At 71.4% G+C, this 18,490-nt stretch carries 19 protein-coding genes and 1 pseudogene; 8 read left to right on the top strand and 12 right to left on the bottom strand.

Annotated features, from left to right (window positions below):
• Window positions 1–38 precede the first annotated feature (38 nt).
• Both AOQ37_RS08550 and AOQ37_RS08545 read right to left on the bottom strand, forming a co-directional pair.
• Complete coding sequence (locus AOQ37_RS08550; RefSeq protein ID WP_062642869.1) at window positions 39–689, bottom strand: GntR family transcriptional regulator; 651 nt, start codon at window positions 687–689, stop codon at window positions 39–41.
• 230 nt (window positions 690–919) lie between these two features.
• Window positions 920–1,432 carry a hypothetical protein gene (locus AOQ37_RS08545; RefSeq protein ID WP_062643559.1) on the bottom strand — a complete coding sequence of 171 codons (513 nt, stop codon included), beginning with the start codon at window positions 1,430–1,432 and terminating at the stop codon, window positions 920–922.
• 122 nt (window positions 1,433–1,554) lie between these two features.
• Between AOQ37_RS08545 and AOQ37_RS08540 the strand changes: the two genes are divergently transcribed.
• On the top strand, window positions 1,555–1,929 hold the full coding sequence (locus AOQ37_RS08540; protein WP_062642867.1) for a cupin domain-containing protein: 375 nt from the start codon (window positions 1,555–1,557) through the stop codon (window positions 1,927–1,929).
• Here AOQ37_RS08540 and AOQ37_RS08535 read toward each other — a convergent pair.
• A complete protein-coding gene (locus AOQ37_RS08535) occupies window positions 1,919–2,971 on the bottom strand; it encodes a LacI family DNA-binding transcriptional regulator (RefSeq protein WP_062642865.1) in 1,053 nt (350 codons plus the stop codon). The genes AOQ37_RS08540 and AOQ37_RS08535 overlap by 11 nt on opposite strands.
• Window positions 2,972–3,100: 129 nt before the next feature.
• Here AOQ37_RS08535 and AOQ37_RS08530 point away from each other — a divergent pair, with 129 nt between their 5' ends.
• Window positions 3,101–4,258: a Gfo/Idh/MocA family protein gene (locus AOQ37_RS08530; protein WP_062642863.1), complete on the top strand. Its 1,158-nt coding sequence runs from the start codon at window positions 3,101–3,103 to the stop codon at window positions 4,256–4,258.
• Window positions 4,259–4,477: 219 nt separating this feature from the next.
• Window positions 4,478–5,146, top strand: a complete 669-nt coding sequence (locus AOQ37_RS08525) for a hypothetical protein (protein ID WP_062642861.1) — start codon at window positions 4,478–4,480, stop codon at window positions 5,144–5,146.
• 37 nt (window positions 5,147–5,183) lie between these two features.
• Here AOQ37_RS08525 and AOQ37_RS08520 read toward each other — a convergent pair whose 3' ends face one another.
• Window positions 5,184–6,218 carry a LacI family DNA-binding transcriptional regulator gene (locus AOQ37_RS08520; protein WP_062642855.1) on the bottom strand — a complete coding sequence of 345 codons (1,035 nt, stop codon included), beginning with the start codon at window positions 6,216–6,218 and terminating at the stop codon, window positions 5,184–5,186.
• Between the two features lie 151 nt (window positions 6,219–6,369).
• Here AOQ37_RS08520 and AOQ37_RS08515 point away from each other — a divergent pair, with 151 nt between their 5' ends.
• The 3 genes from AOQ37_RS08515 (at window position 6,370) to AOQ37_RS08505 (ending at window position 9,531) form a co-directional block, all read left to right on the top strand.
• Window positions 6,370–7,536 (top strand): phytanoyl-CoA dioxygenase family protein, encoded by a 1,167-nt coding sequence (locus AOQ37_RS08515; protein ID WP_062642853.1) that lies wholly within the window; start codon window positions 6,370–6,372, stop codon window positions 7,534–7,536.
• 14 nt (window positions 7,537–7,550) lie between these two features.
• The gene (locus AOQ37_RS08510; RefSeq protein ID WP_062642851.1) at window positions 7,551–8,327 is read left to right on the top strand and encodes an SDR family oxidoreductase; all 777 of its coding nucleotides are present in this window, start codon (window positions 7,551–7,553) and stop codon (window positions 8,325–8,327) included.
• 199 nt (window positions 8,328–8,526) lie between these two features.
• Window positions 8,527–9,531: a Gfo/Idh/MocA family protein gene (locus tag AOQ37_RS08505; protein ID WP_062642849.1), complete on the top strand. Its 1,005-nt coding sequence runs from the start codon at window positions 8,527–8,529 to the stop codon at window positions 9,529–9,531.
• Between the two features lie 91 nt (window positions 9,532–9,622).
• Here the strand turns inward: AOQ37_RS08505 and AOQ37_RS40810 are convergent, their stop codons facing one another.
• The 5 genes from AOQ37_RS40810 to AOQ37_RS08480 form a co-directional block, all read right to left on the bottom strand.
• Window positions 9,623–9,796 (bottom strand): hypothetical protein, encoded by a 174-nt coding sequence (locus tag AOQ37_RS40810; protein WP_199824961.1) that lies wholly within the window; start codon window positions 9,794–9,796, stop codon window positions 9,623–9,625.
• A gap of 51 nt (window positions 9,797–9,847) precedes the next feature.
• Window positions 9,848–11,101: a serine hydrolase domain-containing protein gene (locus AOQ37_RS08495; protein WP_062642846.1), complete on the bottom strand. Its 1,254-nt coding sequence runs from the start codon at window positions 11,099–11,101 to the stop codon at window positions 9,848–9,850.
• A 186-nt stretch (window positions 11,102–11,287) separates the two neighbouring features.
• Window positions 11,288–12,238: an ATP-binding cassette domain-containing protein gene (locus tag AOQ37_RS08490; RefSeq protein WP_062642844.1), complete on the bottom strand. Its 951-nt coding sequence runs from the start codon at window positions 12,236–12,238 to the stop codon at window positions 11,288–11,290.
• A 5-nt stretch (window positions 12,239–12,243) separates the two neighbouring features.
• On the bottom strand, window positions 12,244–13,320 hold the full coding sequence (locus AOQ37_RS08485) for an ABC transporter permease (protein WP_062642842.1): 1,077 nt from the start codon (window positions 13,318–13,320) through the stop codon (window positions 12,244–12,246).
• Window positions 13,320–14,339, bottom strand: coding sequence for a sugar ABC transporter substrate-binding protein (locus AOQ37_RS08480; protein ID WP_062642840.1), 1,020 nt, complete (start codon window positions 14,337–14,339; stop codon window positions 13,320–13,322). Before AOQ37_RS08480 ends, AOQ37_RS08485 begins: the two co-directional genes overlap by 1 nt.
• 304 nt (window positions 14,340–14,643) lie before the next feature.
• Between AOQ37_RS08480 and AOQ37_RS39705 the strand changes: the two are divergent.
• Both AOQ37_RS39705 and AOQ37_RS08475 read left to right on the top strand, forming a co-directional pair.
• Window positions 14,644–14,745 (top strand): annotated as a pseudogene (locus AOQ37_RS39705) (5-dehydro-2-deoxygluconokinase); the annotation flags it as partial.
• Window positions 14,746–14,891: 146 nt separating this feature from the next.
• Entirely contained in the window at window positions 14,892–15,677 is a 786-nt protein-coding gene (locus tag AOQ37_RS08475; RefSeq protein WP_062642838.1) for a GntR family transcriptional regulator, read from the top strand.
• Between the two features lie 24 nt (window positions 15,678–15,701).
• Here AOQ37_RS08475 and AOQ37_RS08470 read toward each other — a convergent pair whose 3' ends face one another.
• The 3 genes from AOQ37_RS08470 to AOQ37_RS08460 all read right to left on the bottom strand — a co-directional run bounded on the left by AOQ37_RS08470 (window position 15,702) and on the right by AOQ37_RS08460 (window position 18,339).
• Window positions 15,702–16,460 (bottom strand): SDR family NAD(P)-dependent oxidoreductase, encoded by a 759-nt coding sequence (locus tag AOQ37_RS08470; protein ID WP_062642836.1) that lies wholly within the window; start codon window positions 16,458–16,460, stop codon window positions 15,702–15,704.
• A gap of 2 nt (window positions 16,461–16,462) precedes the next feature.
• On the bottom strand, window positions 16,463–17,641 hold the full coding sequence (locus AOQ37_RS08465) for an acyl-CoA dehydrogenase family protein (protein ID WP_062642834.1): 1,179 nt from the start codon (window positions 17,639–17,641) through the stop codon (window positions 16,463–16,465).
• Between the two features lie 125 nt (window positions 17,642–17,766).
• Window positions 17,767–18,339 carry a TetR/AcrR family transcriptional regulator gene (locus tag AOQ37_RS08460; RefSeq protein WP_057604285.1) on the bottom strand — a complete coding sequence of 191 codons (573 nt, stop codon included), beginning with the start codon at window positions 18,337–18,339 and terminating at the stop codon, window positions 17,767–17,769.
• Between the last annotated feature and the right edge of the window lie 151 nt (window positions 18,340–18,490).

Below are 18,490 nucleotides of genomic sequence, written 5' to 3'. Positions count from 1 at the left end.
CTTGGTGACAGGTGGGCGCCCGCCCCGCGCAGCCGTGATCAGTCGCGCAGCGCCTCGATCACGCTGGTGAGGTGGGCGCGGACGGCCGTCTCGGCCGCCTGGGGGTCCCTGGCCCGGATCGCTTCGATCATGGTCAGGTGCTCGTTCAGGGATTGCTGCGGCCTGCCCGGCCTCAGTGCCAACTGGAAACGGTGGCGCACCAGTTGGGCGTTGAGCCGCTCCAGCAGCTCCTGCGCGGTCTGCTGGCCGGAGAACTCCCGGATGCGGACGTGCAGTTCGTGGTTGAGGTCGGAGTAGGTGACCGGCTCGCCGTCGGCGACCGCCTTGGACATCGCCGCGCCGAGGTCGGTCAGCTCGATCAGCTGGTCGTCGCTGGCCGCGACGGCCGCCTTCGCCGCGCACAGTCCTTCGAGGACCATGCGGCACTCGGTGATGGCGACCGCTTCGTCCACGGTCACCACCCGCACCCGCGAGCCGCGGTTGCGGATCCGTTCGACGAGTCCCTGGGACTCCAGATCGATGAGCGCCGCGCGGATGCTGGCCCGCGTCACACCGAACTGCTCGGCGAGCTCGTTCTCCACCAGCCGCTGGGCCGGTGCCATCTCGCCGTGCAGGATCGCCTGCCGCAGCTGCGCGAGCGCATGCTGTTTGGCCTGCTCCCCGGTGCTCGGACGGGCTTCTTTCGGCATGGTTGCCCTCCCTGAGTGAGTGCCTGTCGAACCTAAATCTAGCGAAACAAGATTGTCAACAATTTTGTCCGCCGTATTGCGCGCGTACGTCCGCCGCGCCATGGTCCCACCGGACGGGGAGGGCGCGGGCCGCGGTGCGGGACGATCCCGGCCGATGTGGGGCGGTGCGGGCCGATGCGGGGCGGAGCGGGACCGTGCCGGGCGGTGCGGGCCGGTGCGGACCGTGCGGGTTACTTGATCAACGCGTTCGCCACGACCACGATCACGCCGAGCAGCGCGTCGACCGCCCCGATCAGCACCGCGACGGCCCACGGGCGGCGCGACCAGCGGGCGGTGACCAGACCGAGGAGGAACAGCAGGGCGATGTTCAGGGCGAACGCGGCGTGCTCCACCCCGCCCGTCGGCCACCAGCCCCAGCCGGCGCCGGCCAGGATCAGCACGGTGGGCAGCACGGCCGCCACGAGGGGCCACTCCTCGGCCAGCGAGCGCAGCGCGTCACCCCTGCGGTGCGGGCCCCGCTCGGCGATGTAGTGGGCGTAGCCGTGCGCGAGCGCCGAGGCGAAGGCGGTCACCAGCAGCCAGAGGGCGTCGTAGCGGCGGCTGCCGCGCGAGGTGTGGCCGTACTGGCTGAGCGCGGCGACCATCGAGCTCGCCAGTACCGCGCCGTAGACACCGCCGAAGAGGAGCGCCTCCCTCGCGTCGTGCCGGTGCGGCTCGGGCGCCGCCGCGGTGTCGTCCGCCATGGGCTCCACGATCACCCCGCCCCGCACGGGCCGCCAGTCGTGACGAAGTGTCCTCCCACCTGGGCGGACAGCCCACACTGTGTCCACGCCCGGCGGAGGTACGGCCTCGCTAGGGTCGCCCCATGAGCACCGAGAGCGGCCTCGACGGCCCCCCGTCCCACAGCTTCGTCGTCCGCATCCCCGACGCAGGCCTCGAACCCGAGCCGCTCGACCCGGGGCAGATCGTCTCCGGCACCCCCGAGGTGACGGGCAGGGTGGTGTGGGAGTCGGCGGACGGCCGGCAGATCAGGGGTATCTGGCAGATCACCCCGGGCGTCGTCACGGACACCGAGGCGGACGAGCTTTTCGTGGTGATCAGCGGGTCGGCGACGATCGAGGTCGAGGGCGGTCCCACGCTGACGGTCGGCCCCGGCGACATGGCGGTGCTGCGCGCGGGCGACCGCACGACCTGGACGGTCCACGAGACCCTGCGGAAGGCCTACGCGATCACCCTGTGACCGAAGGCGGGCGCGCCGTCGTCCCCCGGACCTCCAGGACCGGCGGCGCCAGGTGCAGCCGCCCCGCTCCGACCGGCCCCTCCAGCCGGTCGAGCAGACAGCGCGCGGCGCGACGGCCGACCTCGTGACCGGCGCCGTCCACGGTCGTGAGCCACACATGACGCAACCGGGAGATGCCGGTGTTGTCGTAGCCGACCACGGACAGGTCGTGCGGCACGCGCAGGCCCAGTTCCCCGGCCGCCGACAGCACCCCCACCGCCGTCATGTCGTTGACGGCGAAGACGGCCGTGGGCCGGTCGGGGCGGGCGAGCAGCCGTACCGTGGCCCGGTAGCCGCCCTCCTCGGTCATGTCCCCCGCCTCGACCAGCGCCACCCGATCGGGTCCCGCCGCCCGCATGGTGGCCTCGAAGCCTCGCCGGCGCAGGTCGGCGACGGCACCGTAGCCCGCCAGGTGGGCGATGCGGCGGTGACCGAGTCCGACGAGGTGCTCGGTGGCCAGCCGGGCACCGTGCTCGTCGTCGTCGGCCACCAGGTCCACCCCGGCCGGCACCGGCTCCCGGGCCGCCGCGACGACGACCGGCATCCGGGCGGCGACCGTCTCCAGCGCGGCCGGGTCGGGCAGCGTGCCGACCACGACCAGCCCCTCCGCCCTCAGGTCGAGGAAGGGCCCGGCCGGGTCCTGGCCGACGCGCCGGTGCAGCCGGGCGTCGCCCAGCAGCATGTGCAGGCCGCTCGCGTGCAGCAGCGAGTTGAGGCCGTCCAGCAGGTCCACGTACCAGGGATTGCGCAGGTCGTGCAGCAGAACGCCGACCAGCGGGGTCCCGCCGCCCGGGCCGGGTGGGGAGCCGGTGGCGGTGGCGGTTCGCCGCTCGCCGAGGCTGCGCGCGGCCGCGTCGGGCCGGTAGCCCAGCTCGCGCACGGCCCGCAGGACGGCCTCCCGTTTCTCGGCCCGCACCTGGTCGGAGCCGCGCAGCACCAGGGAGACCAGTGACTTGGACACTCCGGCCCGCTCGGCGACGTCACGGATGGTGGGTGGTCTCATGATTGGACCGTTCCATGTGCGGCAACCGATGTCAAAGGGCTTCGAGTCCCTTGACACCCTGGGGAAACGGCCCACAGGGTGGCCTGGTCAGCTGATGGAGCGGTCCAAGGAAGGGTCGTGGTGACTGCCATGGTGGACGGGCTGGGAGTGGCCGTCGTCGGGTTCGGCTGGATGGGCCGGGTGCACACCCAGGCGTACGCGCGCGTACGGCACCACTACCCGCGGCTGGCCCTGCGTCCGGAGCTGGTGACGGTCGCCGAGGAGGTGCCCGGCCGGGCCGACGAGGCCGCCGAGCAGTTCGGCTTCGCCACCGCGACGCGGGACTGGCGCGAGGTGGCCGCCGACCCGCGGGTGCGGGCCGTCAGCGTCACCGCGCCCAACTTCCTGCACCGCGAGATCGGTGTCGCGATGGCCGAGGCGGGCAAACACCTCTGGATCGAGAAGCCGGTGGGGCTCGCGCCGGCGGACGCCCGGGCGGTGGCGGACGCGGTGGCCGCGGCGGGCGTGCAGGGCGCGGTCGGGTTCAACTACCGCAACGCGCCCGCCGTGGAGAGGGCCCGCGACCTGATCGCCTCGGGTGAACTCGGCACGGTCACGCATGTCCGCGTCCGTCTCTTCAGCGACTACGCGGCCCATCCCGACGGCGCCCTCACCTGGCGGTACGAGCGCGGGCGGGGCGGCAGCGGAGTGCTGGGCGACCTGGCCTCGCACGGCGCCGACCTGGCCCGTTTCCTGCTCGGTGACATCACGTCCCTGACGGCCGACACGGCGGTCTTCGTCCCCGAGCGGGCCCGGCCGACGGGAGCGACGGCGGGGCACAGCCTCGCCGTGGGCGGCGAACTCGGCCCGGTCGAGAACGAGGACTACGTCAACTGCCTGCTGCGGTTCGCCTCCGGCGCCCGGGGCGTGCTGGAGGCCTGCCGGGTCTCCGTCGGCGAGCAGAACAACTACGGCTTCGAGGTGCACGGCACCCGGGGCGCCGTGTTCTGGGACTTCCGGCGGATGAACGAACTGGGCGTCAGCCGCGGCACCACCTACCAGGACCAGCCCGTCAGCACGGTGTACGTCGGCCCGGGCGACGGCGAGTTCGGAGCCTTCCAGCCGGGCGCGGCGAACGCCATGGGCTACGACGACCTGAAGGTCGTGGAGGCCTACCGCTTCCTGCGCTCGATCGCCGAGGGCACCCCGTACGGGGCGACGCTCACGGACGCGGTGCACAGCGCGACCGTGCTGGAGGCGATGACACGCTCCGCGGCGAGCGGCACCTGGGTGGACGTGCGGCCGTAGGGCCCGCGGCACCCGGCCGGATGTGCACCCGTAGGGCCCGCGGCACCCGGCCGGATGTGCACCCGTAGGGGTGGCGTCAGGACCACCCCCGATCCGGTTCCCAGGCCCAGGGACGGGGAGCCCCGGGAGCGGCAGGCTTCAGGGGTCGGCGAACGCGACCACGGACGACCCGCGGACGCCGGCACCGAATCCGCCGTACCGGGAACTCGGGGGACCCTCATGTCCGAAGTCATCGCCCGCCGCCTGACCGGCCTCGCCGCCCTGGTCGCCGCGGTCGCGCTCATCGTCCAGGTGCCGCTCTACTTCGTCTACGACGGCCCGCCGCCGGACGGCAACGTCCTGTCCCGGCTGCTCATCGGGATCGTCGCGCTGGCCAGTCTGGTCGTGTTCGTGACGGCGTTCCGCGAACTGGTCGGCCGGGTGAGCCCCGCCCACACGTGGGCCGGCTCGCTGGCCTTCGCCACGGGGCTCGTCTACGCCACGGTCACCCTGGTCTCGATGGGACTCGAGGCCGGTGCCGTCATCGCCGCCGACCGTCCGATCGACCCGACCATCGACGTCAGTGGCACCTACATCCTCTACGGGTCGATCTCCAAGCTGATGCTGGCGCTCTTCCTGACCGCGCTGGGCCGGGCCGTCACCGGCGCGCGTCTGCTGCCGCGCTGGACCGGCCGTTCGGCCTACGTCCTGGCCGCGATCAACCTGGCCTTCGTCCCGTCGCTGTTCTTCGGCAACGACCCCTCGTTCTTCTACGCGGCGAACGGCTGGGGCACGACCGCCCTGCTCGGGGCCGTCCTCAGCTACTGGCTGCTGGCCGTGGGCGTCTGCGCCTGCCGCGGCGCGGCACGCGTCGCCCCCGCGGCGGCCACGCCGGCGGCACTGCGCTGACCCGCCCGCGGGACCCGCGCCCCGGGTGGCGGCCGCATCAGCCGGCAGCCGCCCGGGGCGGCATGTTGTACGGGGTGACCACCTGGATCGCGGACGGCAGCAAGGGCCCGGCAGGCGGCAGCGCTCCGTGCGCCCGCATCACGGCGTGACAGGCCTCGCGCACGTCGTGGCGCAGGTCGTGGTGGAGAACGGCGGACAGCCGGTGGCCGCGCAGCAGCCGGGTGTTGTCGTGGTCGAGGTCGTGCGCGACGAACACGGCGCACTCACGGCCCAGGTCGGCGAAGGCGCGCAGGGTGGCGTCGTTGCCGCCGCCGATGGAGTAGACGGCGCGGATGTCCGCGTCGCGTTCCAGCGCGGCCCGGACGAGCTCGTACTGCGTGACGTCCAGCCCCTGCCCCTCGGCGATCTCGACCAGCGTGCGCTCGGGGTCGCGGGCCCGCATCACGCTGCGGAAGCCCATCTCGCGCTCCTCCTCGTTGCGGAAGAAGCCGCTGCTCAGGCTGGTGAGCACATTGCCGGGGCGGTCCCCGAGCCACTGGCCCATGAGGTAGGCGGCGGTGGCGCCGGCGGCCCGGTCGTCGATGCCGACATAGGCGAGGCGGGCGCTGGCCGGCAGATCCGTGACCAGGGTGACGACCGGGATCCCGGCGGCGACCAGCCGGCCGACGGCCGCGTTGATCTCCGGGACGTCCGGCGCCTTGAGGACCACCCCCTGTGAGCCGCGCCGGGCTATCCGGTCGAGGGTGGCGACCTGCTCCTGCACCGGTCCGGTCTCCCGGAAGTGGAAGCGGGAGCGCAGGACGGCCGGGTGCAGGGAGGGCAGCTCGGCCTCCAGGGCGGCCCGCACGGCGGTGGTGAATCGTTCCGGCGCCCGCATCACGATGTCGACCATGAAGGTGCGCCCCACGAGCCTGACCTGGGTGCGCTGCCGGTCCAGATCGGCGATGGCCCGCCGGACCTCCTGCACGGTGGACTCCCGCACCCCTCCCCTGGCATTCAGCACCCGGTCGACGGTCGCCTCGCTCAGACCCGCCTGACGTGCGATCTCTCGGATGGGGAAGGGGTGGCCCACGGAAAGCTCCCAGGGGTCTGCTTGAGGGGTTTTTGATGGCCGCCTGCTGGTTGTTCGACGGGTTTGTCATGACAACAATGGCAGGACTGAGCCGCGCTTGTCACCGAGCCGCCCAGGTCACCCAGCCGCCACAGTCATCGAAGGGACGACGATGTCCTTCACCTCCGTGCGAGGCCCCGCCTGGCTGACCGAGCAGGACTGCGACCTCGACGCCTTCCGCCCCCTGGTCGAGCGCACCACCGACCTCGCCGACTTCCCGCACGCCTCCGCGGTGCAGGGGAACGTCCTGGTCTACGACAGTGACCGCCTGCGCGCCCCCGGCCCGGACCGCGCGGTCCGCGCCGAGCTGGTGCGGGCCCTGAGCGACGGGCCCGGAGTCGTCGTCTTCCGGGACGCCTTCCCCGACCCCGCGGTCGTCGACCGGGCCACCGCCGTCTTCGACGCGCTCATCGCCGAGCAGCACGCCTCGGGCGCGACCGCCGGTGACCACTTCGCCAGGCCCGGCGCCAACGACCGCGTCTGGAACGCCCTGGAGAAGGCCGCCCTCCATGACCCGGAGGCGTTCGCCGACTACTACGCCAACGACATCCTCGCGCTGGTCTCGCGGGCCTGGCTCGGCCCGGGCTACCAGATGACGTCCCAGGTCAACGTGGTCAACCCGGGCGGCGCGGCACAGAGCGTGCACCGCGACTACCACCTCGGCTTCCTCTCCGACGACAAGGCCGCCGCCTACCCGGCGCACGTCCACCGGCTCTCCCCCGTGCTCACGCTCCAGGGCGCCGTCGCGCAGTGCGACATGCCCGTGGAGTCCGGGCCCACGCTGTACCTGCCGTACTCGCAGACGTACGAGCCGGGGTACCTGGCGTGGCGGCGGCCCGAGTTCCAGGAGTACTTCGCCGAGCACCACGTCCAGCTGCCGCTGGCGAAGGGCGACGCCGCGTTCTTCAACCCGGCCGTCTTCCACGCCGCCGGCACCAACCGCACCACCGGCGTACGCCGGATGGCCAATCTGCTCCAGGTGTCCTCCGCCTTCGGGCGCGCGATGGAGACCGTGGACCGGGAGGCGGTGGCGAACGCGGTCTACCCCGTGCTGCTGGACCGCCGGGCGCAGGGGGTGGGCGAGGACTGGCTGGAGCGGGTCGTCGCCGCGAGCGCCGAGGGCTACCCCTTCCCCACCAACCTCGACAGCGACCCGCCGGTCGACGGCCTCGCCCCGCCCGCGCAGGCGGACGTCGTACGGCGGGCTCTGCACGAGGAGTGGACCCCGCAGGCCCTCCGGGACGAGCTGCGGGCCGGCGCCCGACGGCGCGCGAGCTGAAAGGACCTCCCTCCATGGGACTTCTCGACGACAAGGTCGTCCTCGTCAACGGCGGCAGCCAGGGCGTCGGCGCGGCCGTCGCGCGGGCCGCGGTCCGCGAGGGTGCCCTGGTGGCCGTCACCGGGCGGCGGCCGGAGCCGGGCGAGGCGCTGGTGGCGGAACTGACCGCCGCGGGCGGCAAGGCCCTCTTCGTCCGGGCCGACCTCTCCGACGCCGGGCAGGCGAAGGGGGCGGTGGCCGAGACGGTGGCCGTGTACGGCCGCGTCGACTGCCTGGTGAACTCGGCGGGACTGACCTCCCGGGGCACCCTGCTCGACACCACGCCCGAGCTGTTCGACGAGCACATCGCGATCAACCTCAGGGCGCCGTTCTTCTCGATGCAGGCGGCGGTCGCGGACATGCTGGCCCGTGAGGCACCCGGCACGGTCGTCAACATCATCACCTCCTCGGCCCACGGCGGTCAGCCGTTCCTCGCGCCGTACGTCGCCGCAAAGGCCGGCCTGATCGGCCTGACCCGCAACGCGGCGCACGCGCACCGCTTCGACCGGGTCCGGATCAACGGTCTCAACATCGGCTGGACGGCCACCGAGGGCGAGGACACGACGCAGAAGGCCTTCCACGGCGCCGGTGACGACTGGCGCGAGCAGGCCGCCGCACGACTTCCGATGGGAAAACTGGGCCAGCCGGACGAGATCGCCGACTTCGTGGTGTTCCTGCTGTCCGAGCGCTCGGGCGTGGTCACCGGATCGGTGATCGACTGGGACCAGAACGTACTCGGCGGCCTCGACTGAACCCCTCGACAAGCATCCTCGTCTCAGCCGTCCGGCGAGCATGCTCCCCCGTCCGCCGAGCATTTTCACCAGTTCCAGCCCGTCCGGCGTTTGAGGACGAGCCCGAAGGGCGATCGGGGTCCGGGGCGCAGCCCCGGCGTCGGACAGCGACCAACAGCAGCAGACAGCAACCGAAACGACCAGGAAAGCAGCGGAGCGCATGCGCATCGGAATCCTAGGCCTCGGCCGCATCGGCGCCTTCCACGCCGAGACCCTCTCCGGACTCGACGCCGTCTCGTCGCTCGTCGTGGCCGATCCCTTCGCGGAGGCCGCCAAGAACGCCGCCGAGCGGTTCGGCGCCGAGGTCGCGGACTCCCCCGAGGCCGTGCTGGCCGCCGGGGTGGACGGCGTGGTGGTCGCGGCGGCGACGGACGCCCACCCGGCCCTGATCCTGGCCGCCGTCGAGGCGGGCATCCCGGTCTTCTGCGAGAAGCCCGTCGCGAAGACCATGAGCGAGGGCGTGCGGGTGCTCGAGGCCGTCCGGGGCAGTGCCGTCCCCATCCAGATCGGCTACAACCGCCGCTTCGACGCGGGTTTCGTCGCCGCGCGGGCGGCGGTGACGGCCGGGGAGCTGGGCACGCTGCACACGGTCCGCTCGACCACGCTGGACCCGGCCCCGCCGCCGGCCGCGTACGTCGCCGCCTCCGGGGGCATCTTCCGGGACTGCTCCGTGCACGACTTCGACATCATCCGCTGGGTCACCGGCCGCGAGGTGACGGAGGTGTACGCGGTGGGCGGGAACCGGGGCGCCGACTACATCAAGGAGGCGGGCGACGCCGACACCACCGGCGCGATCCTCACCCTCGACGACGGCACGATCGCGGTGGTCTCCAACTCCCGCCACAACGCCCGGGGCTACGACGTCCGCATGGAGATCCACGGCTTCACGGACTCGATCGCGGTCGGTCTGGAGGACAAGCTGCCGCTGCGGTCGGTGGAGCCCGGCGTGACCTTCCCGGCCGGTACCCCGCACGACTTCTTCATGGACCGCTTCGCCGCCGCCTACCGCGCCGAACTCACCGCGTTCACCGAGGTCGTGGCCGGCACCCGCACCTCGCCCTGCACGATCGAGGACGCCCTGGAAGCGGGCTGGATCGCGGAGGCGTGCACGCTGTCCCTGCACGAGCACCGGCCGGTGACGATCGCGGAGGTCCGCGCCTCCTGAGCCGTAGGACCGGAAACGTCCGGCCGCCGAAGGACCGGAACCGTCCGGACGAGGGCGGCCGGGGAGATGCTCCCCGGCCGCCCTCACCGGCTCACAGTCCGTAGCGCATCGCGAACTCGTCCGGGTCGTAGGCGTCCCGGGCCGGGTCCCGCGGGGTGGCCGGGCGTTCCTCGACCATGTCCTGCGGCCTTGTCCGCTCGGGCAGCGCGCCGAACCGGGCCCGGCGCCGGGCCTCCTCGGTGCCGGCCTGCTCTTCCTCCTGCATCTCACCCTCCCCGTCCACGACTGCACACACTCCGTACCTGTCTGAACGTCCTCACCTCGCCGCTGGTTCCGCCGGCAGGTCGAAGACGTGGTCCGGCGAGATGATCGTGGTGATCGCGTCGCCGAACAGGGTGCTGGGCTCCTGGTTCCGGTAGTTGATGTCGGTGTTCAGCACGACGACGAGGGTCGCCCGCGCCGACGGCAGGTAGATGGTGAGGGACTCGTAGCCGGGCAGCGAGCCGTTGTGGCCGATCCAGCCCTGCACGTTGAAGATGCCGAGCCCGTAGCCGGCGCCCGGAATGGGGGTGGGCGGGGTGATCAGGCGCTGCTTCTGGGTGGCGGGGCTGATCATCCGCTCACCGTCGGGCAGCACACCCGTGGCCACGGTGCGCGCCCAGACCCGCAGGTCGTCGAGCCGGGAGATCATCGCGCCGGCCGCCCAGCCCCAGGACGGGTTCCAGTCGGCGGTGTCCGCGACCGCCCCGGTCGCGGTCTGGTCGGTGTAGCCCTGGGAGTGCGGGGTCGGGAACTCGTTCCCGGTGGGGAACAGGGTGTGGTCCAGGCCCGCCGGGTCCAGGACGTGGTCCTGGATGTAGTCGTTGAGCTGCTGACCGCTCATCTGCTCGACGACCAGGCCGAGCAGGATGAGGTTGGTGTTGCAGTAGTAGAACTTCTCGCCCGGCGGGAACAGTACGGGGTGCTTGAACGAGTAGTCGAGCAGCTGCTGCGGGGTGAACGGCCGCTGCGGGTCGGAGGTCAGCGCCTTGAAGAAGTCCTCGTCCGCCGAGTAGTTGAACAGCCCGCTGCGCATGCCGGCCAGCTGACGCAGGGTGATCTTGTCGCCGTTCGGCACTCCGTCGATGTACTCGCCGATGGTGTCGTCGAGGCCGATCTTCCCCTCGTCGACGAGCTGGAGGACCGCGGTGACGGTGAAGGTCTTGGTCTCGCTGCCGATGCGCATGTAGAGGCCGGGATCCATCTTCCGGCCTGTGCTCTTGTCGGCGACACCGAAGGACTTCACGTACTGGCCTTTGCCCGGTGTCCAGATGCCGACGCTCACGCCGGGCACGTTCGCCTGCTTCATGACGCGCTGGACGGCCTGGTCGACCTGCTGCTGCACGGCCGGGGTGAGTTCGACGACGCCGTCCCCGGACGAGGACGGCGAGGGCGGCTCGGTGCCGGCGGCGGCCGTGGCGGCCGAGGACGGGAGCGCCGTCGCCGCCCCTGCGGCGGCCGGCACCACCAGCGCGCCCACCGCTACGGCTACGACGATCCCCCTGCGCATGCGGATGCTCGGCTGTGTCATGGGCTCGCTCCCGGATGAGGAGGTTTCCGCCGCAGGCCCAGCCGCACCAGAGGGCACGGGCCGCATGCGGCCCAGCACCCCCACCATACGAGCGCGGGCGCGCCGCCGCCTGTCGGCGACGGCGCGACGCGCCTGGTGACCCGGCCCGTGGTCCAGGCCCCGCGGGAGCGCGGGAACTTCACCCCGTCAGGGCGTCTTCTCCCCTGGACCCGCCACGGGATCCGTCGCGGGGCCGGGCGCGGGATTCGCCACGGGCGCGGTGAGGTCCTTCTCCTCCGGGAGTTCGTCGACGTCGACTCCGCGGACCTGGGCCAGTTCGTGCTTGAGGGCGGCGAGTTCGGTGCCGCCGGCCATGTGGTTGGTGAGTTCCTCGAGGCTGACCTGGTCGCGGGAGGCGGAGAGTTCCATGGTTCCCAGGCGCAGGACGCTGAAGTGGTCGCCGACCATGTAGGCGTGGTGGGGGTTGTGGGTGATGAAGATGACGCCGAGGCCGCGGTCGCGGGCGGCGGCGATGTACTTGAGGACGACTCCTGACTGTTTGACGCCCAGGGCGGCGGTGGGCTCGTCGAGAATGAGGACGCGGGCGCCGAAGTGGACGGCGCGGGCGATGGCCACGCACTGGCGCTGGCCGCCGGACAGGGTGCCGATGGGCTGCTCGAGGTCGTCGAGGACGATGCCCATGTTGCGCAGTTCGTCGTCGGCGGTCCTCTTCATCGTGTCGATGTCGAGCCGCCGTACGGGCCAGGGTCCCTTGGTGAGTTCGGAGCCGAGGAAGAAGTTGCGCCACACCGGCATCAGCGGGACCGTCGCGAGGTCCTGGTAGACGGTGGCGATGCCCTGGTCGAGGGCCTCGCGCGGGGTGGAGAAGCGCACGGGGCGGCCGTCGACGAGGAACTCGCCCTCGGTGTGCTGGTGCAGACCGGAGACGATCTTGATGAGTGTCGACTTGCCGGCGCCGTTGTCTCCCAGGACACAGGTCACCTGGCCCGGGCGGACGACGAGATCGACCCCGTGCAGGGCACGGATGTTGCCGTACGACTTGCCCGCGTTGCGCAGTTCGACGAGCGGACTGTCACCGCCCTCGGGAACGGTGTCCGTGAGGATGGCGCCGTGCGTGCCGGTTCCGTCGGTGGTCATTCGGGTCACCTCCGGGTGGCCGTGCGCTGGACCCACAGATTGATCAGGACGGCGCCCAGGAGCATGACGCCGAGGAAGGCCTTGAACCAGTCGGGGTTCCAGCCCGCGTAGACGATGCCCTGCTGCACCATCCCGAACATGAACGCCCCGAAGACCGGGCCGATCGCCGAACCGGCGCCGCCGGTCAGCAGACAGCCGCCGATGACGGCCGCCGAGATGTAGATCAGTTCCTGGCCCACACCCTCGCCGGACTGCACCGTGTTGAACGTGAACAGCTGGTGCATCCCCACGAACCAGGCACCGAAGCCGACCAGCATGAACAGCGAGATCTTCGTGAACGTCACCGGCACACCCACCGCCCGCGCGCTCTCCTTGTTCCCGCCCACCGCGAACACCCAGTTGCCGTACTTCGTGCGCAGCAGCACCCAGGTGGCGAGGGCCGCGAAGACCAGCCAGTACACGATGGTGATCTTGACCTGGACGCCCCCCACGTCGAAGGACGAGGCGAAGATCTTCTTGGCCTGCCCGAAGCCGTCCATGTCGCTGATGTCGTCGGTGGCCACGTTGGTGGTGATCAGCTTGGTGACGGCGAGGTTCACGCCCTGGAGGATCAGGAACGTGCCCAGTGTGATCAGGAAGCTGGGCAGCCCGGTCCTCACCACCATCCAGCCGTTGAGGAAGCCGATCCCGAGGGAGACCAGGAGGGCGACGACGACACCGACCCACACGTTCATGGTGAGTTGGTAGCTGAGCATGGACGCGGTGAGCGCCGAGGTGATGACGGCGACACCGGCGGAGAGGTCGAACTCGCCGCCGATCATCAGCAGCGCCACCGGCAGCGCCATGATCCCGATCGTCGACGACTGGTACAGGATGTTCGCCATCGAGCTGCCGTCACGCACCGGCGGCGCCGCGATCAGGAAGAACACGTACACCGCGACCGCGCCGAGGAACACTCCCACCTCGGGCCGCGCCAACAGCCTGAGGGCCAGCGGGCGTTGCTTGGTCCGGCCGTCACTCTCCTTGCGGCCGGGGGCCGGCGGTGTGGTCACCGCCGGCTCGGCATGGTGGGTCATGCTCATCACCGGGTGCCCTTCGCGGCGAACGAGGCGACCGCGTCGACGTTGGTCTTGTCCACGAAGGCCGGACCGGTCAGCACCGGCTGCTCGCCGCCGCCCATGTAGTTGCCGTTGTTCTTGTAGAGCCACAGCGAGTCGATCGCCAGGTAGCCCTGGAGGTACGGCTGCTGGTCGACGGCGAACTCGATCGTGCCCTGGTCGATGGCGCTCGTCAGGTCCTTGTTGAGGTCGAAGGTGGCGATCTTGGCCTTGCTGCTCGCGTCGGCCTTCGACTGCACCGCCGTCAGCGCGAACGGGGCGCCCAGGGTGACGACGTAGTCGATGGCCTTGTCCTGGCTCAGCTTGGCGGTGATCGTCGACTTCACGGACGGCATGTCGGTGCCGTTGACGTACAGGGTCTCCGTCGTGCCCGAGAACGTATTCTTCACACCGGCGCAGCGCTGGGTGAGGCCGATGTTGCCCTGCTCCTGGATGACGCAGACGGCCTTCTTGGCGCCCTCGGAGTTGAGCCGGTTGCCGAGCGCCTCGCCGGCCACGGTCTCGTCCTGGCCGAAGAACTCCATCAGGCCGAGGTTCTTCCACTCGCTGACACCGGAGTTGAGCCCGACCACGGGTATCTTCGCGGTCTTCGCCTTGGCTATGACGTCCTTCAGCGCGTCGGGCTTGGCGAGGGTGACCGCGATGCCGTCGACCTTCTGGTCGATCGCGTTCTGGATCAGGTTGGCCTGGTTCCCGGCGTTCGGGTCGGCGGAGTAGACCAGCTTGACGTTGTCCTTGGCGGCGGCCGCCTCGGCGCCCTTGCGGACGATGTCCCAGAAGGTGTCGCCGGGCGACTGGTGGGTCACCAGGGCGACCGTCATCTGCGGGGTGCTCGCCTTGCCCGCGGAAGCGCCGTCCGCGCTCTCCTCGGACTTCTTGCCGCCGGAGCTGCTGGAGCAGCCTGCGAGGGTCAGGGCCACCGCCGCGGCCAGGGCCACGACCGGGGCGATTCTGCTCGAGCGGGAGGGGGAAGAGCTGTCCATCTTTCCTGCACCTCACTGTGCGACGGAGAAAACGACGGGATGGGAAAGGCGATCGCGAGGATCCGGGGCCCGCTTCTCCTCAGATTGGGGCCATGGGGCCGGGTCCGCGACTGTTCAGGTGTCCCGGGCCCGGCGTGCGCTGCTTGATGCCGGATCCAATCCCTTGGCGGGCTCACTGTCAATACTTTGTTAAGACATCATTTCACAATCAGGTCAGAATGTAAGTACAAACTCTTGACATGCGCGTCCCCGGGACCTACACCTGGGAGACGCCAGGCCCCGATCACCGTGAGGAGCGTCGCACATGGCCGAGTCGGCCGCGCCACTGGACGTGATCACGATGGGTCGTACCGGGATCGATCTCTACCCCTTGCGACCGGACGTACCCCTCACCCGGACGGACACGTCCGCAACGGACCGTTTCGCCCCCGCCCGGCGGGAGTTGTCGCTCATGGCCGGGACCCTCTGATCCGTCCGGTCCGGTCCGGCCGACCCCCGGCCTCCGGCCCCGGCCGACCCCTACCGGCCCCACCGACCCCAGGAGGTGCCCCGATGGCGAAGACCGGCGACAGATCCCGTGCCGCGCCCGGCTCCGCGCTCGACCTGCTGCACTTCGCCCTGGACCGCACCAGTCCGGTGCCGCTCTACCACCAGCTCGCCCAGCAGTTGGAGGCGGCGATCGAACAGGGAGCGCTCGCCCCCGGCAACCTCCTGGGCAACGAGATCGACCTGTCGACCCGCCTCGGCCTGTCCCGCCCGACGGTCCGCCAGGCCATCCAGTCCCTGGTCGACAAGGGACTCCTGGTCCGGCGGCGGGGAGTCGGCACCCAGGTCGTGCACAGCCAGGTGAAGCGGCCGCTGGAACTGAGCAGCCTCTACGACGACCTGGAGGCGGCCGGACAGGGACCGACCACCCGGGTCGTGCGCAACGAGCACGTGCCGGCGACCGCCGACGTGGCCGCCGCGCTCGGCGTCCCGGAGGGCAGCGAGGTCACCGTCCTGGAACGGCTGCGCGCCACGCACGGACAGCCGGTGGCGTTCCTGTGCAACTACCTGCCCCCGGCGCTCCTGGACCTCGACACGGAACGTCTGGAGTCGACGGGCCTGTACCGGATGCTGCGTACGGCGGGCATCACCCTGCACAGCGCCCGCCAGAGCATCGGCGCCCGCTCCGCCACCGCCCAGGAGGCCGGTCTGCTCGCCGAGAAGGAGGGGGCGGCCCTGCTGACCATGCGGCGCACGGCGTACGACGACACCGGCCGTCCGGTCGAGTACGGGACGCACATCTACCGTGCGTCCCGTTACGCGTTCGACTTCCAGTTGCTGGTCAGGTCCTGAGGACCGCCGCACACCGCCGGGGAGCTACCTCGGGGCCATCCGCAGCGCGCCGTCCATGCGGATGGTCTCGCCGTTGAGGTAGTCGTGGTCGACGATCGCCAGGGCCAGCCGGGCGTACTCCTCGGGCCGGGCCAGACGGCGCGGGAAGGGCACCCCCTCGGCGAGCGAGGCGCGGAACTCCTCCGACACCGTCGCCAGCATCGGCGTCTCCACGATACCCGGGGCGATGGTGCACACCCGGATCCCGTACTGCGCGAGATCGCGGGCCGCGGGCAGGGTCAGGCCGACGACCCCGCCCTTGGAGGACGCGTAGGCGGCCTGGCCGACCTGCCCGTCGTACGCGGCGATGGAGGCGGTGTTGACGATGACACCCCGCTGGCCGTTCTCGTCGGCCTCGGTCGCGGCGATGGCCTCCGAGGCGAGCGCGAGCACGTTGAAGGTGCCGACCAGGTTGATCTGGATCACCTTGGCGTAGAGGGCGAGGTCGTGGACGCCCTTCCTGCCGAGGATCCGCGCGGACGGGCCGATCCCGGCGCAGTTGACGACCGTGCGCAGCGGGACACCGGAGCCCGCCGCGGTGGCGACGGCGGCGCCGACCTGCTCGGGGTCGGTGACGTCGGCGGGCACGTACGTCACGCCGGGCACCTCGGGTGCCTTGTCGATGCCCTCCTTGAGGTCGAGGGCGAAGACCCGGGCGCCGCCCTCGGCGAGCGCCTTCGCGGTGGCCGCGCCGAGGCCGGACGCACCGCCGGTGACAAGGGCGGCGGTGTTCTCGAGCTGCATCATCACTCCTTGCCGAGGACGGTGAGCACACCGCCCTCGTCACGGTCCAGCGCACGGGAGATGATCATGCGCTGGATCTGGTTGGTTCCTTCGAAGATCTGCATGACCTTGGCCTCGCGCATATAGCGCTCCACGGGGAAGTCGCGGGTGTATCCGTACCCCCCGAGGACCTGCACGGCGTCCGTGGTCACCTTCATGGCGTTGTCCGTGGCCACGAGTTTGGCGATCGACGCCTCCCGTGTGAAGGGCAGGCCGAGATCCTTCAACCGGGCGGCGGACAGCGCGGTGGCCCGCGCCGACTCGATCGCGGCGCCCATGTCGGCGAGCACGAACGCCAGTCCCTGGTGCTCGATGATCGGCTTGCCGAAGGTCTCCCGTTCCCGCGCGTAGCGCACCGCGTGGTCGAGGGCGCCCTGGGCGAGGCCGGTGGCGACGGCCGAGATGCCGAGACGGCCGCAGTCGAGGGAGGCGAGCGCGATCTTCAGCCCCTGCCCCTCCTCCCCGATCCGGCGTTCGACGGGCACCCGGACGTTCTCCAGCCGCATGGTCGCGGTCGCCGAGCCCGTCAGGCCCATCTTCCGCTCCGGCGGATCGGCGCTGAGCCCCGGGGTGCCGGCCGGGATCAGGAAGCAGGAGACACCGCGCGCGCGGTCGTCGGAGGTGCGGGCCATGACCGTGTAGAAGTCGGCGTAACCGCCGTGCGTGGTCCAGGCCTTGGTGCCGTCGAGCACATAGTGGTCGCCGTCGCGGACCGCCCGGGTGAGCATGGCCGCCGGGTCGGAGCCGGCGTGCGGCTCGGACAGGCAGTAGGCGCCGAGCAGCTCACCGGCCAGCATCTCCGGCAGCCACTTGCGCCGCTGCTCCTCGGTGCCGAAGCGGGCCAGCGGGAAGCAGGACAGGGCGTGCACGGAGATGCCCACCGCGACGCTCGACCAGACCGCGGCGACCTCCTCCAGGACCTGGAGGTAGACCTCGTACGGCTGGGCCGCGCCGCCGTCCTCCTCCGCGAAGGGCAGGCCGAGCAGGCCGCTGCGCCCGAGGGTGCGGAAGACGTCCCGGGGGAACGCCCCGTCCGCCTCCGCGTCGGCGACCCGGGGGGCGAGCTCCTTGGCGGCGAGGACGCGCGTGAGCTGGATGAGCTCGACGGCTTCCTCGGTCGGCAGGGCACGAGTGGCAGGCATGGTGACCTCCACGTAGGAGTACCGGTGAGTACTGGAAGTGATACTGGAGTGCGTACTAACGTATCATTCACAGTACGCCCGTGGGGCGGCCCCCGGCATCCGGCCACGGTCGGAAAGGGTCCGCGTCAGGAGGAGACGGCGTGCACGATGAGCGACGCGAGCTGTTCGTACGCCTCCGCGTCGGTCAGCCCCGTACGCGTCTTGAGCTCGCCCTGCTGGATCTGGCGCATGGTGGCCGCGGCGACCTCACCGACGAACGCGGTGTGCACCTCGCGGAAGGCGCCGTCCGAGACGCCCTCGGCGATCAGTCGGCGCACCCGCTCCGCGGCCATCCGCGTGTTGGCCTCGTACACCTCGCGGGCGGGCGGGAAGTCCGCCACGTCGTCGAGGAACCGGCGCGAGAGCGGGCGCAGTTGTTCGGCCACGGCGGTCAGGTACGCGCGGACGCGGTCCGAGGGGTCGACGGTCTGCGCCACCCGCTTCTCGACCGCCTCGGTGGCCCCGCGGAAGTAGTGCTTGACCGCCTCCACGACCAGCCCCTGCTTGCTGCGGGCGAGCTGGTACAGGGTCGTCTTGGAACAGCGCAGCCGCTCGGCGAGATCGTCCAGGGTGAGGTCGGAGAAGCCCTCCGCCGTCAGCAGCGCGACGAGGCGTTCCAGCAGGTCGGCCTGCCTGGCGGTTCGGCGGTTGGACGGCATGATCCCAGCGTAGCCTCCCCGGTTACTCCCGGGTCGCCCCGCGCGGGGCGACCCGGTCGGCGGGGCCTTCGTGGGCCGCGAGGGCGGTCCGCGGCACCGCGGAGGTGCCCCGAACGCACCGAAGCCGCCCTCTCGATGACGAGAAAGCGGC

It is taken from the genome of Streptomyces maremycinicus, assembly GCF_001184025.1.
Classification (GTDB): Bacteria; Actinomycetota; Actinomycetes; order Streptomycetales; family Streptomycetaceae; genus Streptomyces; species Streptomyces maremycinicus.
The sequence above is the reverse complement of the archived record's forward strand: the minus strand, read 5'-3'. Positions and strand labels throughout refer to the sequence as shown.

Bases quoted from the DNA above. Each gene is read 5' to 3' on its own strand.
- AOQ37_RS08550 (WP_062642869.1), bottom strand. From the start codon at position 689: ATGCCGAAAGAAGCCCGTCCGAGCACCGGGGAGCAGGCCAAACAGCAT.
- AOQ37_RS08545 (WP_062643559.1), bottom strand. From the start codon at position 1,432: ATGGCGGACGACACCGCGGCGGCGCCCGAGCCGCACCGGCACGACGCG.
- AOQ37_RS08540 (WP_062642867.1), top strand. From the start codon at position 1,555: ATGAGCACCGAGAGCGGCCTCGACGGCCCCCCGTCCCACAGCTTCGTC.
- AOQ37_RS08535 (WP_062642865.1), bottom strand. From the start codon at position 2,971: ATGAGACCACCCACCATCCGTGACGTCGCCGAGCGGGCCGGAGTGTCC.
- AOQ37_RS08530 (WP_062642863.1), top strand. From the start codon at position 3,101: ATGGTGGACGGGCTGGGAGTGGCCGTCGTCGGGTTCGGCTGGATGGGC.
- AOQ37_RS08525 (WP_062642861.1), top strand. From the start codon at position 4,478: ATGTCCGAAGTCATCGCCCGCCGCCTGACCGGCCTCGCCGCCCTGGTC.
- AOQ37_RS08515 (WP_062642853.1), top strand. From the start codon at position 6,370: ATGTCCTTCACCTCCGTGCGAGGCCCCGCCTGGCTGACCGAGCAGGAC.
- AOQ37_RS08510 (WP_062642851.1), top strand. From the start codon at position 7,551: ATGGGACTTCTCGACGACAAGGTCGTCCTCGTCAACGGCGGCAGCCAG.
- AOQ37_RS08505 (WP_062642849.1), top strand. From the start codon at position 8,527: ATGCGCATCGGAATCCTAGGCCTCGGCCGCATCGGCGCCTTCCACGCC.
- AOQ37_RS40810 (WP_199824961.1), bottom strand. From the start codon at position 9,796: ATGCAGGAGGAAGAGCAGGCCGGCACCGAGGAGGCCCGGCGCCGGGCC.
- AOQ37_RS08495 (WP_062642846.1), bottom strand. From the start codon at position 11,101: ATGACACAGCCGAGCATCCGCATGCGCAGGGGGATCGTCGTAGCCGTA.
- AOQ37_RS08490 (WP_062642844.1), bottom strand. From the start codon at position 12,238: ATGACCACCGACGGAACCGGCACGCACGGCGCCATCCTCACGGACACC.
- AOQ37_RS08485 (WP_062642842.1), bottom strand. From the start codon at position 13,320: ATGAGCATGACCCACCATGCCGAGCCGGCGGTGACCACACCGCCGGCC.
- AOQ37_RS08480 (WP_062642840.1), bottom strand. From the start codon at position 14,339: ATGGACAGCTCTTCCCCCTCCCGCTCGAGCAGAATCGCCCCGGTCGTG.
- AOQ37_RS08475 (WP_062642838.1), top strand. From the start codon at position 14,892: ATGGCGAAGACCGGCGACAGATCCCGTGCCGCGCCCGGCTCCGCGCTC.
- AOQ37_RS08470 (WP_062642836.1), bottom strand. From the start codon at position 16,460: ATGCAGCTCGAGAACACCGCCGCCCTTGTCACCGGCGGTGCGTCCGGC.
- AOQ37_RS08465 (WP_062642834.1), bottom strand. From the start codon at position 17,641: ATGCCTGCCACTCGTGCCCTGCCGACCGAGGAAGCCGTCGAGCTCATC.
- AOQ37_RS08460 (WP_057604285.1), bottom strand. From the start codon at position 18,339: ATGCCGTCCAACCGCCGAACCGCCAGGCAGGCCGACCTGCTGGAACGC.